Origin of the sequence: Brasilonema bromeliae SPC951 (genome assembly GCF_012912135.1) — a bacterium.
GTDB lineage: Bacteria > Cyanobacteriota > Cyanobacteriia > Cyanobacteriales > Nostocaceae > Brasilonema > Brasilonema bromeliae.
On sequence record NZ_QMEB01000201.1, the window covers coordinates 1 to 12,712 of the forward strand.

The following is a 12,712-nucleotide window of genomic DNA, read 5'->3' on the forward strand; positions in this document are numbered from 1 at the left end:
GTACTGGCTCCCCTACACCCTTACACCCCTTCTTCTTGACGCGATCGCCAATAGTGCCAAACAAAACCTGAAAACGTCAATACACCCAAAAAGAACTGGATATTTGCTGAGCCAAGACGGTCTTTACCGTAAAACTCTGGCGGAAAAACTGTCATGTTATACCCGACAAACACGGCAGAAATGAAACCCATCAAAGCCAAACCTAGCAAACTGTAGGAAAGAATTTCTTCACCATTTGCAATTGGGAAAATTCGCCTAACCCAACCAAAAGGTGCCACAAGAATGTGCCACGCACCACCCGCAATTAAAATTAAACTTATCCAAATGTGACCACCGATAACATCTTCTAAGTTGTCAACACTTGCCATTCCTAAAAGTGTCCAGCTATTATCTTTGAGGCCAACTAAGTAGCCAAAGATTGTCTTTGGATCAAGAGTAGGATTGGTAATCAGGCGGACATTGTCAATATTGGTGTCATAAATTCCACCAAAAAACATTGCCTTTAGCACCAGTAGCAATGCACCAAAACCTAGAATAATCAGGTGATGACCTAAGATGAAACCCAATTTTTTGGGATCGTTCCATTCATAATGAAATTTTGCTGCCCGTCCTCCAGCATTGTGCAAAATAGCTGGACCGCGAAACACATGAAAAAGTCCCCCTGCACCCAAAACAGCAGATGCGACTAAATGCAACATTCCAATGACAAAGTAGGGATAAGTATCGACAACTTCACCCCCAGCACTGACTCCCCAACCTAAAGTTGCCAAGTGGGGTAACAAAGTGAATCCCTGCTCATACATTGGTATGCCTGGGATAAAGCGTACCACTTCTGATATGGTCGTTGATCCTACCCAAAACATTATCAAGCCTGCGTGAGCCACGTGAGCGCCCAAAAGCAGACCACATAAGTCAATTAAACGAGCATTACCAACCAGCCAGGGGGAATCTGTGTTTGCTGCAAAGGTTTTATCAGTAGAAATTGCCACAATTGAATTCCTTTGTGAACATTCTGAGATTTTGGGAATCTAAATGACTCGTGTCTGACCCAAAAATTACCTGTTGAAGCGAAGTAGGGTGGGCATGGGCAATGCCCACCAGTACTACCAAAATCTTACAATCTATAAAGTTTTACGATTCGCTGCTAACAGTATCACTGCCAACAGCATTTAATGCTCTTTCAACTTGTTTGAAGTCAACGCCAATGGCTCGCAGTGCGTGCCACAGATGTCCTTGCAAGAAGAAGAAAGCTAAGAAGAAGTGGGCGTTTGCCAACCAAGCACGAGACGTATAAGCGCCATTTGCCAACTTAACGCTATCGGCAAAATAGGGTGTAACGCCGAATTTGAGTTCTAAAACAGGACCGTAAAATTCCACGGGATAGGCTAAGGTGTTCACTGCACAAAAGTAAGCTGCAACAAATCCTGCTAAGGCAATACCACCCAAAGAGTAGGAAAGAATGGCTTCACCTGTGAAGATTAAAAGCTTCTTCGCCCAAGCAAAAGGCTCTGTAAGGATGTGCCAAATACCTCCACCAATGAGCATAAGACCCACATATATATGACCGCCAACTAAATCTTCTAAGTTGTTAACGCTGACAAAGTGGGTTTGATAGCCGTAGATAACAAATGGGTTGAGGGTAGGCTCACTCACGAGTCGGACATCATGAATTGTGGAGTCGTAGAGTCCTCCCCAGAACATTGCTTTGCCCACGAGTAGTAAAGCCCCTACTCCCAAGAAAATCAAGTGATGTCCTAAGATAAAGCTGAGTTTTTTGGGGTCGTCCCATTCAAAATGAAATTTACGAGCGCGACCAGAGGCGTCTTTCAAGTTCCGAGGACCTTTGAAGGTATGGAAGAGCGCACCTGCACCCAAAACAGCGGATGAGATCAGGTGCAAAGCTCCAATCACGAAATAGGGGTAAGTATTCACTACCTGACCGCCTTCTCCCACACCAAAGCCTAAAGTCGCTAAGTGGGGCAGCAAAATCAGCCCTTGCTCACCCATCGGTACCGCAGGGTTGTATCGAGAGAGTTCAAACCAAGTAAATGCACCCGCCCAGAGGGTTGTCAGTGCAGCTTGCGCCACATGTGCGCCGATAAATAAGCCAGAGAGATTGGCGAAGCGAGCGTTACCAGCCCACCAGTCATATTTGACGTTTCGATTACCGTATGTTTGCATTGCTTTTATCTTGATAAGTTATTGCTAGTCATCATCAACAAAGTTGATTTCCACTTGGCTTTTAAGTTGAGGAAATGGAAAACTTAGCTACGAACCAAATTCTTTCTTTAACTGAGCAACCCAAGCTTTGACTCGCTCTTTTGTTAAATCAGATTGATTGTCTTCATCAAGTGCCAGTCCCACAAATTTGCCATTCTTGACGGCTTTAGACTCAGTAAAGTCATAGCCATCAGTTGACCAAGAGCCAACACTTTTACCACCTTGCTCGGAAATCTTTTCTTCTAGAATCCCGATCGCATCCTGGAAGTTATCAGCATAACCAATCTGGTCTCCAGTACCAAAATATGCAACCAGTTTGCCACTGAAATCTATGTCGTCGAGTTCGGGGAAAAAGCCATCCCAATCACTTTGAAGTTCACCAATATTCCAAGTGGGACAGCCAATAATCAGGCATTCATATTCATCAAAATCACTCGCTTCCACTTTGGACATATCGTGCAATGTGACGACATTACTACCAAACTCATCGCGAATCATTTCCGCAGCAGATTCAGTTTTGCCAGTTTGAGTACCGTAGAACAGACCAATTTTTTTCGACATTTTCACACCTAATAGATTGCTTAGCCCTGATTCGTCAACGAATGCACCAGTTCAACGAACAAATGGCTATTATTCAAAAGCAGGAAGGCAAAGAACGCTCCGCCACAACTACCTACTGTCCAGCCAACATTAAAGTTGCTCCAAGACTTAGCGGTTTTCATGTTGTCTGGTAATTCGCCAATAGCCGGTTTCTTCTGTTGAAATGATGCACTTGCATACAACGACAGACAAACTGACAAAATAAACAGCAGACCAATTGTGGCAGCTAGTCCTGCTAGGTTCGCTGACTCGGTGTTCCGCAAAGGACCCAACTTCACAAATGGACCAATCAGGAAGTAGCCGTGCGCCATGCCAATTTCCAATCCCCGTGCAAAGGGAGACAATCCCTGACGGTAAATCGGCAGATTCTGCAAATATATCTGCGCTATGCCAGAAGCATTAACTGGGGTAGCAAAATTCCCAACTTCCGGAATATCCGCATAATTGATCACTCCTTGTTGAAAGTCAAGCCCTGCGGCTATGGTACGCACCCTCAGTGCATGCCAGATGTGACCAGCCAAAAAGACCGCTGCCAAAGCAAAGTGACTGGTTGCAAGCCAGGTGCGAACTGTCACAATTCCCGACTCAGTGGTACTGAGTCCCAGTGGGCCATAGAACACTGTGGGGTACACTGTGTCATTGACTGTGACAAAGTATGCCGCGAGAAAGCCCATGTATGCTATAGCACCCAGACTGTAGGACAGGTAAGCCTCACCAGACCAAAACAGTACCCGTTTTGCCCATTTCAAGGGTTTTGTGAAGATGTGCCAGAATCCGCCACCAATGCAGAGTAATCCTACCCAGATGTGTCCGCCGACGACATCTTCTAAGTTGTTAACTGCTGCCATCCCCTGACTGCCAAAAACACCGAAAAGATAGCCAAAGATGCGAACAGCGTTGAGAGTCGGTTGACTAATCACCCGCACACAAGCAACTGCCGGATCGTACAAACCACCCCAAAACAGTGCCTTAGCCACTAACAGCCAGGCTCCTAACCCTAACAGCAGCAGATGAATACCAAGAATGGTGGTCATCTTGTCTTCATCTTTCCAGTCATAGCCAAACGAACCAAAGAAGGTCTGATTCTCAGGCAAGACTTGCGGACCCACAAGGGCATGGTAAATGCCACCAGCACCCAGAACGGCTGAACTGACCAGATGCAGAATGCCAATGACAAAATACGGATAGGTATCAACAATTTGTCCACCATTGCCAACACCAAACCCCAGAGTTGCTAGATGTGGCAATAGGATTAACCCTTGCTCGTACAAGGGTTGGGAGGGGTCATACTTGGTGACCTCAAATAAGGTCATGGCACCTGCCCAAAAGACAATCAACCCTGCATGAGCAACATGAGCACCTAAAAGTCGTCCTGAGAGGTTGGTTAACCGAGCGTTCCCTGACCACCTCTTAATCAACATAGGAGTTTGAACAGCCATGTTGGTCATGACCTTCTCTCCTGAAAAATTGTCAAAACAACTGGAATACGCATTTTGCTTAATGAATAAGTATCTCAATAAGTCTTGCGTTGATCGTATCAGACTTCTTGCAAATTATTCTCAATTTATTTGTTAATTTTTGTAAATCTCTAGCCTGAGATTTTTACCTTTCTTCACACAACGACAAATCAGCCCATCAGATAACACCCTGAAAGGTTAACAGGACATGATATCAAACACTCTGAAGAAACACAGGGGTGTAAGGGTGTAGGGGTGTAGGGGTGTAAGGGTGTAAGGGTGTAAGGAAAAAAGGTGTTTCTTTGGTTGCGGGGGTGTAATCGCGCCCCTTGGGCACTCATATCATGTCCGTCACCAGAGTTTTTGAAAACCTTGTGGTCGATTTTGTTGAGAATTGAGAAACTGCACAAACTGCCGGGACTCAGCAGAATCATCGGGAAATAAAGTCAAAAGTTCAAAGTATTTTGGGGTTGTCTTTGGAATTGGTCTTCCATTTAAGTCTTGGGGATTTCTGACTGACCTAACCAAAGGGTACATCCGATACCATAATCGACCTATTCGCCCCATTTGTCCAGTCACCGATGAAATAATGTATACCTAGCTAAAGTTTTGTATCGAAGACTTATTAAGTATTAATTTAGATGGTTTGCCCTCTCGGGAATTCCCAATTCCTTCAAACACATTTGTATTAGGAAACACACAATAAGTTAAAACTAATCTCATTCTGTAGTTAGAAGTTGGGTAGAGGAATACACAGTTAATTATTAACTAACAAGAACAAAGAATCAAACAACGCGCATAAGAACCACCGAGAGCAGATGCTGCGCTAGCCGCTCGAACAAGAGCAGTCGTACGAATGCGCTGTAGTTTTTTTACTCAAAACCGGGTTGAAAGGAGAGTTAATGACCTCACAGAATCTACAAGAACAAAGACCGAAGCCGCCGTTCCCCGAACAACAACAACAGGAGCCGGGACTAGAGTCACAGATGAACCCGAAGCCGGACAGGGCGCGAAAATTCCTATCGTGGATCCGGAAAACTGCAATCAAGAGTCGGATGCGCAGGAAACCGTTCGTATCGTCGAGAAGGAGGGGCGCAAGTGCGTCGCGATCGCAGGCGAGGCATAGGGCGCGTGGTGAGTACAAGCGATTACACAATTAATTTTGAATTTTGTATCTCCTGCCCAGACGCTGAGCGCAAAGCGCACGCTCCGCGAACGCGTTAGCGCAGCGTGCCGTAGGCATACGCGCAGCGTGCCCGTATCTCCTGCGGAGACCGCACGGTACAGGCCTCAAGCCGTGCCGCAGGCATAGGGCATATTTTGAATTTTGAATGTTTGAGAAGCGAGTGACGTTCTGCTTTATACCCAATGACAAATAAACCTATAAAAATTTTGTTTGCATAAAAAGTTATGGCTATTTCACTGAAACCTCTGGGAAACCAAGTCGTTGTCATTACAGGTGCCTCTAGTGGCATTGGCTTAGTGACCGCAAGAATGGCAGCAAAACAGGGCGCAAAGCTTGTCCTGGCAGCACGAAATGAAGATGCTCTGCGTCAACTGGTTGATGAAATTCGCGGGCTTGGGGGGGAGGCGATCTATGTTGTCGCTGATGTCGGGCAAGAAGAAGATGTGAATCGCATCGCCCAAAGAGCGATCGCTGAATTTGGCGGCTTTGATACGTGGGTTAACAATGCAGGCGTATCGATCTTTGGTCGCTGCATGGATGTTTCAATCCCCGACATGAAGCGCATGTTTGACACGAACTTCTGGGGCGTTGTGTATGGCTCTCGCGCCGCCGTCAACCACTTCAAACAGCGCCAAAGCGGCAGTGGGGCGTTAATCAATGTTGGCAGCTTTCTGGGCGATCGAGCGGTGGCGGTTCAGTCAACCTATTCGGCTTCAAAACATGCGCTGCATGGTTGGACAGATGCCCTGCGAACGGAGTTGGAGGCGGAAGGTGCTCCTGTATCAGTAACATTGATTCACCCCGGACGGATTGACACTCCATACAACGAACATGCCCGCAGCTACATGCCAAAACAACCCGCGCATCGCGGCATGATCTACCCACCCGAAGCGGTCGCTGAAGCAATCTTGTATTCGGCAGAACATCCGAAGCGAGACATGTTCGTCGGTTTCCAAGCCAAGGCTCTGGCGGTGTTGGCTGGTATCTCACCACGGCTCACGGACAAGTTGATAGAGCTTTGGGCGTTTCCCTCGCAACAGTCTGATCGCCCCTCGCGCGACCCTGAAGACAATGCGCTCTATCGGGCTGGCTACGGTATGCATGAGCGGGGGACTCACCAAGGCTGGATTCGATCGGGCAGCCTCTACGTGAAAGCTGAGAAGCATCCGGTGACTACAACCATTATTGTTGCTGGTCTTGGCACCTTAATCTGGTGGCTTACATCCTCTGCGGTTCAAGGTTACTAAATTGCCAAAATTCTGTTAGACAATCCATCCCTGTACGCCCCGAGATCATCTTGGCTTGGGGGGCTATAAGACCCACACCATAATTTTTATTTGGTGTGGGATACATGGACACCCCAAGTTAATTTTATGGGATTCAATATCCCTAAAATTAACAATAAAATGCGGTAGTTTTTGACAGGATTTGCTAATAAAAATGATACAATAGAAATACCGAATAGCCATCGGTTGACTTGACTCAAACGGACACGTCTTAGCAGATACGCGCATTGGGTGAAGTTGAAATTTAGGCGAATGGCACACGAGAGGGAGCGCAGTTTGCACTGAAGTTTGCTGCCGATGTGCCTAGTCATGTCGATATGTTTAGCAAGTGAACTACCCACACGCTCCCTTGCGGTACAGTGTGGGCTTCCAACTTCACGCGCGAAGAAGTTAATTTGAAATTCCCTAATACGACCACTTCCAATTCTGAATTTCCGGCATATCCTCACCGTACCTATTAATGTACTGCTTGTGTTCGATGAGTTTGTCTTGCAGCATCTGCTTAACATAAGCTGCTTTGTAACCTAGGTGTGGTACGCGGTTTATCACGTCCATCGCCAGGTGGAAGCGATCCAAATCGTTGACGACGACCATATCAAAAGGCGTGGTAGTCGTTCCCTCTTCTTTGTAACCCCGCACATGCAGATTTGCATGATTCGTGCGACGGTAACTCAAACGGTGAATCAGCCAAGGATAACCGTGGAAAGCAAAGATAATCGGCTTGTCAGTGGTGAATATACTATCAAAGTCTTTATCGCTGAGTCCGTGGGGGTGTTCACTCTCAGGTTGAAGTTTCATCAAGTCTACGACGTTTACCACCCGCACCTTCAAGTCTGGGAAGTTTTGACGCAGAATGTCCACGGCTGCTAAGGTTTCCATTGTCGGAATATCTCCTGCACATGCCATTACCACATCTGGTTCACTACCTTGGTCATTGCTTGCCCATTCCCAAATACCGATACCTTTGGTGCAGTGTTTTACTGCTGCTTCCATATTCAAGTATTGCAAAGCAGGTTGCTTCCCAGCAACGATAACGTTGACATAGTTACGGCTTCGCAAACAGTGGTCTGTTACCGACAGCAAGGTATTAGCATCGGGGGGTAAATACACGCGAATGACTTTCGCTTTCTTGTTAACCACAACGTCGAGGAAACCGGGGTCTTGGTGAGAGAAGCCGTTGTGGTCTTGCCGCCAAACGTGAGAGGTGAGAAGGTAGTTGAGGGAAGCAATTGATCTGCGCCAAGGAATATCAAGGCAACTGTCGAGCCATTTGGCGTGCTGGTTGAACATTGAATCTACAATGTGGATAAACGCCTCGTAGCAGGAGAAGAAGCCGTGACGACCAGTGAGGAGGTATCCTTCTAACCAACCCTGGCAAGTGGTTTCACTGAGAATTTCCATCACCCGACCTTCGGGAGACAGGTTGACATCATAAGGAAATTTCTCAGCTTCCCAAGTCCGGTCTGTTACCTCAAATACAGCATCCAAGCGATTTGATTTGGTTTCGTCTGGACCAAATATGCGGAAGTTGCGGGACTCCAAATTGAGTTTCATCACATCCCGCAGGAATTTTCCCGTCACCCTAGTGGCTTCGGAAATAACCTTGCCTGATTCAGAAACGTCAACGGCATAATTCCGAAAATCAGGCATTCTCAAGTCACGCAGCAGAAGACCACCGTTGACATGGGGGTTGTCACCCATGCGTCGGTTTCCTTTGGGGGCCAGTTCTGCGAGTTCTGGAATAAACTTGCCATTTTCATCGAAGAGTTCTTGTGGATTGTAACTGTTCATCCACTCTTCTAGAAGTTTGATGTGTTCTGGCTTGCTTGCTAACTCGCCAAAAGGAACTTGGTGCGATCGCCAAAAACCCTCTACCTTCTCCCCATCAACTTCCTTGGGTCCCGTCCAACCTTTGGGGCTTCTGAGGATAATCATCGGCCATTGCGGACGCTTAGTGTTGCCATTGTTACGCGCCTCTTCCTGAATTTCTTTGATTTCGTGAATCACAGTATCCAAAGTCGCCGCCATCAGCTGGTGCATTGTTTCCGGGTCAGACCCTTCGACAAAGTAAGGCTTGTAACCGTAACCTATAAATAAACTCTCCAGTTCTTGATGACTCAATCGCGCCAGCACTGTCGGGTTCGCAATTTTGTAGCCGTTAAGATGGAGAATAGGGAGAACAGCACCATCATACACGGGGTTGAGAAACTTATTCGAGTGCCAGCTCGTAGCGAGAGCTCCCGTTTCCGCCTCACCATCGCCAACAACACAAGCAACAATCAAGTCGGGGTTGTCAAATGCAGCACCATATGCATGGACGAGAGAGTAACCAAGTTCACCCCCTTCGTGGATAGAACCAGGAAGTTCAGGAGTGCAATGGCTACCAACACCGCCAGGGAATGAGAATTGGACGAAGAGTTTCTTCATCCCCTCAGCATCTTGGGAGATGTTGGGATAGTATTCGCTGTAGGTACCTTCTAGGTAAGCGTTTGCAAGTATTCCAGGACCGCCGTGACCTGGACCAGCAATATAGATCATATTCTGGTCATACTTTTTGATCATCCGGTTGAGGTGAACGTAGATAAAGTTCAAACCTGGAGTTGTCCCCCAGTGACCCAAAAGTCTGGGTTTGATGTGTTCCAGCTTTAGCGGTTCTTTAAGCAGTGCGTTGTCGAGTAGATATATTTGTCCAACTGAAAGATAATTAGCTGCACACCAGTAGGCGTTCATTTTCTGCAGTTCTTCACCTGTTAAAGGCTTTGTTTGTGGGGGACTTGCTAGAGTCATATCGAACTCCTTGACAAAAGGATTTTGATGAATTTACCCGTATGAAGTTTAGTTATCTTTGACATGACGGTCATCTAACTTCTGACCAATCTTGCCAATATTAATTTCACAAAAGTCGCAAGTTAATGCTTGTGATAAGTAGCTCAACCTAATTAAATGTAAAATGTCATTGCGAGCGAAACGCAGTGGAGCGAAGCAATCGCAAGAATCGTATTTTATGTTTTTTTATGTTGACCTACTTACTCGCAAGTGCATTTGGGTAACGTATACCATCACTCTGCGATAGTTATGTTAACTACAGTTAAAGACGTGATTAATTTTGAATACTTGCTTACGAAACACAGGGAACAGGGAACAGGGAACAGGGAACAGGGAACTCTTAACAAGCAAGAAGGAGGATGGTGTTTCTTTCATATGTTACTAGCGGTTAAGAGCGCATGAGTTTAAGGCTCAGATCTTGCACCATAGTATTCGTCCGCCAAGAAATAAATTTCTTGGCTCAAAACCAAAGTCCGTTAAAACGGACTGGGTAAGTCTTTGAGTCCGTTTTAACCGACTTGATCTATTAGCCTTGTAGACGCCGGAGGCGGCTTCCCGCAGGGTACTTGAGTTCAAGGCGTACTCACTGGTGAAGTGCAAGATTTGAGTTTAGCAATTAAACCCGTCCAAATATTACTGGTAGTTGAAAGTCATCTTGTCAATGGACAGCCGCTGAAACGGTGTCAGATTTGAAATACATTATAGGCAGGGCTATCTTAATGAAAATACGGTTGTTTCGTACACAAGACACCGAGCAAATAGCACAGTTATTCCACGAAACAGTGCGTGAAGTCAACATCCGCGATTACTCAAACAATCAAGTCAAAGCGTGGGCACCAGATGATATTTACTTTAGAAACTGGTCAGAAGTTTGTTTAAAAAGAATTACTTATATTGCAGATGAAGAGGGAATAATTGTTGGTTTTGGGGAGTTAGAACCCAATGGTCATATTAATTGTTTTTACTGCCATAAAAACTATCAGCGTCGCGGAGTAGGGAGTCAAATCTATCAGGCAATTGAGGCAAAAGCATTGGAATTAGGATTGGATCGCCTGTTTACTGAGGCGAGTATTACTGCAAAGCCATTTTTCCAGCATATGGGATTCTCAGTTGTCAAAGAACAACAAGTGACCCGTCGGGGAGAAACTTTTACTAATTATGTCATGGAGAAGTTTTTAAGTTGCTAAGGCAAATCAAAATCTTGCAGAAGCAGGACTCTCAAAATTCGTCGAGATTCGTGCTTATATCAGCTTTCAGGAAAATGGCGAGAGAGAAAATCTTGAGGTGTCAAAATGGGAATTTGATTAAATTCAGTCAAGACTAGTAAATCTAAATCACCAGTAATAATGACTTCCGCACTAGCTGCAACAGCTGCAGCTAAAATTTTATTATCTTTTGAATCGCGTAGTTGAGGGGCATCAACAGAAATATCTGGACACATCTGTATGACATCTTTTGTCGCATTAATGACATCATCTACATTCAAATCTAAAGATTGGATTTTGGACTGAAATTTTCTACGGCGTAAAGTCATTTCTAATTCTAGAAATAAAGCATCATTAGCAAAAATAGTAATTTTCTTGTCTTCTGCAAGTATTAAAACTTTATCTGGAACACCTCCCCACAACAAAGCTGATATCCAAACGTTAACATCAACTACAACTTTCATTTTTCAGTCCAAAGTTCTTGTCGTACTTCCTTGACTATCCGACTGATTTCTTTCAGTGTAGGTTGATTGGGGTCTGAACCTGCTTTTTGTACTCGTCTTCTTAATTCTTTTAATGTTAGTGGTTTACGGATTTTTTTGAACACAATTTCATCTTCTGTGACTGAAACTTCATACTCAGTCAATGGCTTTAGTTTTTCTAACAACTCTGATGGGATTTCTAGTTTTCCATCATCTGTCACTTTGACAATCATCTTTATATCTACAGTGTTTATTTTCTAATTTCCATTTTACTATGTACGTCCGTTGAATATGAGCGTACTGAAATCCGTTAGTGTAAGGTTAAGCCTGTTGCCAAAAATTTATCAATCAATGCAGTTCACCTCAGATCAAATTTTGATTCTTCGTTTTCACTCGCAGATATAATTCCTCTTCATCCTGTACTAGATGTCCGGGGTGAATTTGTTGATTTTTCTGACGACGTTTTTTGAGTTCAGGGGTTTCTACCCACAGATAAAAACACCCAGGTTGTATAAAGTCAGCCGCTGCGTTGGGTATCCACGTACCATGAATAACTTTCATGAGTCCACGCTTTTGGTGAGTCTAGAATTTCTAGAGGGTCTAGATTACTTTACCAAAAGTAAGTATGGACTATGACATAACTATGCAAAAAATTCAGATTCTGTTTGCAAAGCCGCTATAGCTACACATCACGGGCTTTTAAAAAATTATAGATCGCAAGAGTAATGGCTAAAACTAACGCGATATGAATGAGATTCCCTGCAATGTGAAGTACTAGACCCAATACCCAAAAAGCAAACAGTAGAACGACAAGACCCCAAAGTATGCCTAACATAATTTTTGATTCAGGTTTCTAGTAGAGGATTTCTATCAGAGTAATTCCTAGAGACTACAAAAAAATAATTTCGATACAAATTTTTAAATAATTTTTAAACACACTCATCTTCTTTCTATCCTCTGGGTGCATACATGATAATCAATACACTCAATAACGCTAAACAGCCTCCCAGTATATCGTAGCGGTCTGGAGCCACTCCATCAACTTTCCAACCCCAAAGCATTGCCATTGCAATAAACACGCCCCCGTAGGCAGCATAAACTCTACCAAAGTTCGCAGGCTGGAGAGTCGCGAGCATACCGTATAAAGCTAACCCAATACCTCCTGCAATTCCCCACCAGACAGGTTTTCCTTCTCTTAACCATTGCCATACGAGATAACCGCCACCAATCTCAAACAAGCCAGCCCAGATAAAGCAAAGTAAGGATTTGAGTATTTCTTTCAATTGAGAATATCCTCAGCGAACCAGTGAAGATTGTTTACAAATTATAGATTGTCTCAAGTTTGTGTATTGGCAAGAGTATAGGAAAACACAACAATTGTGACTTATTCTATAGCAGGGAACAGGGAACTCTTAATAGGCGTGTGATTGTCTCGTGCTGTCCGTATTTT

General features: G+C 44.7%; 14 protein-coding genes. 3 read left to right on the plus strand and 11 right to left on the minus strand.

Annotated features, from left to right (window positions below; all coding sequences use genetic code 11):
• Positions 1-20 precede the first annotated feature (20 nt).
• The 5 genes from DP116_RS21445 to DP116_RS21465 form a co-directional block, all read right to left on the minus strand.
• Complete coding sequence (locus DP116_RS21445) at positions 21-989, minus strand: chlorophyll a/b binding light-harvesting protein (protein ID WP_169157099.1); 969 nt, start codon at positions 987-989, stop codon at positions 21-23.
• Positions 990-1,131: 142 nt separating this feature from the next.
• Positions 1,132-2,181 (minus strand): chlorophyll a/b binding light-harvesting protein, encoded by a 1,050-nt coding sequence (locus DP116_RS21450; protein WP_169157100.1) that lies wholly within the window; start codon positions 2,179-2,181, stop codon positions 1,132-1,134.
• Positions 2,182-2,268: 87 nt separating this feature from the next.
• On the minus strand, positions 2,269-2,781 hold the full coding sequence (gene fldA / locus DP116_RS21455; RefSeq protein WP_169157101.1) for a flavodoxin FldA: 513 nt from the start codon (positions 2,779-2,781) through the stop codon (positions 2,269-2,271).
• A gap of 20 nt (positions 2,782-2,801) precedes the next feature.
• A complete protein-coding gene (locus DP116_RS21460; protein ID WP_169157108.1) occupies positions 2,802-4,259 on the minus strand; it encodes a chlorophyll a/b binding light-harvesting protein in 1,458 nt (485 codons plus the stop codon).
• A gap of 369 nt (positions 4,260-4,628) precedes the next feature.
• Positions 4,629-4,844 carry a hypothetical protein gene (locus DP116_RS21465; RefSeq protein WP_211173429.1) on the minus strand — a complete coding sequence of 72 codons (216 nt, stop codon included), beginning with the start codon at positions 4,842-4,844 and terminating at the stop codon, positions 4,629-4,631.
• Positions 4,845-5,133: 289 nt separating this feature from the next.
• On the opposite strand from DP116_RS21465, the gene DP116_RS21470 reads away from it, so the two are divergent.
• Positions 5,134-5,403 carry a hypothetical protein gene (locus DP116_RS21470; protein ID WP_211173430.1) on the plus strand — a complete coding sequence of 90 codons (270 nt, stop codon included), beginning with the start codon at positions 5,134-5,136 and terminating at the stop codon, positions 5,401-5,403.
• Positions 5,404-5,687: 284 nt separating this feature from the next.
• Positions 5,688-6,710 (plus strand): SDR family oxidoreductase, encoded by a 1,023-nt coding sequence (locus DP116_RS21475; protein WP_169157102.1) that lies wholly within the window; start codon positions 5,688-5,690, stop codon positions 6,708-6,710.
• A gap of 444 nt (positions 6,711-7,154) precedes the next feature.
• On the opposite strand, the gene DP116_RS21480 is transcribed toward DP116_RS21475, so the two are convergent.
• Positions 7,155-9,536 (minus strand): phosphoketolase family protein, encoded by a 2,382-nt coding sequence (locus tag DP116_RS21480; protein ID WP_169157103.1) that lies wholly within the window; start codon positions 9,534-9,536, stop codon positions 7,155-7,157.
• 758 nt (positions 9,537-10,294) lie between these two features.
• Here DP116_RS21480 and DP116_RS21485 point away from each other — a divergent pair.
• Positions 10,295-10,762 (plus strand): GNAT family N-acetyltransferase, encoded by a 468-nt coding sequence (locus DP116_RS21485; protein ID WP_169157104.1) that lies wholly within the window; start codon positions 10,295-10,297, stop codon positions 10,760-10,762.
• 59 nt (positions 10,763-10,821) lie between these two features.
• On the opposite strand, the gene DP116_RS21490 is transcribed toward DP116_RS21485, so the two are convergent.
• From DP116_RS21490 to DP116_RS21510, 5 genes are all read right to left on the minus strand, one after another.
• Positions 10,822-11,244 (minus strand): putative toxin-antitoxin system toxin component, PIN family, encoded by a 423-nt coding sequence (locus DP116_RS21490; protein ID WP_169157105.1) that lies wholly within the window; start codon positions 11,242-11,244, stop codon positions 10,822-10,824.
• A complete protein-coding gene (locus DP116_RS21495) occupies positions 11,241-11,495 on the minus strand; it encodes a hypothetical protein (RefSeq protein WP_169157106.1) in 255 nt (84 codons plus the stop codon). The genes DP116_RS21490 and DP116_RS21495 overlap by 4 nt, the downstream gene beginning before the upstream one ends.
• 130 nt (positions 11,496-11,625) lie before the next feature.
• On the minus strand, positions 11,626-11,823 hold the full coding sequence (locus DP116_RS21500) for a hypothetical protein (protein WP_169157098.1): 198 nt from the start codon (positions 11,821-11,823) through the stop codon (positions 11,626-11,628).
• A gap of 121 nt (positions 11,824-11,944) precedes the next feature.
• On the minus strand, positions 11,945-12,097 hold the full coding sequence (locus tag DP116_RS21505) for a lmo0937 family membrane protein (RefSeq protein WP_171976712.1): 153 nt from the start codon (positions 12,095-12,097) through the stop codon (positions 11,945-11,947).
• 115 nt (positions 12,098-12,212) lie between these two features.
• Positions 12,213-12,545 carry a YnfA family protein gene (locus DP116_RS21510; protein WP_169157107.1) on the minus strand — a complete coding sequence of 111 codons (333 nt, stop codon included), beginning with the start codon at positions 12,543-12,545 and terminating at the stop codon, positions 12,213-12,215.
• Positions 12,546-12,712: the final 167 nt, after the last annotated feature.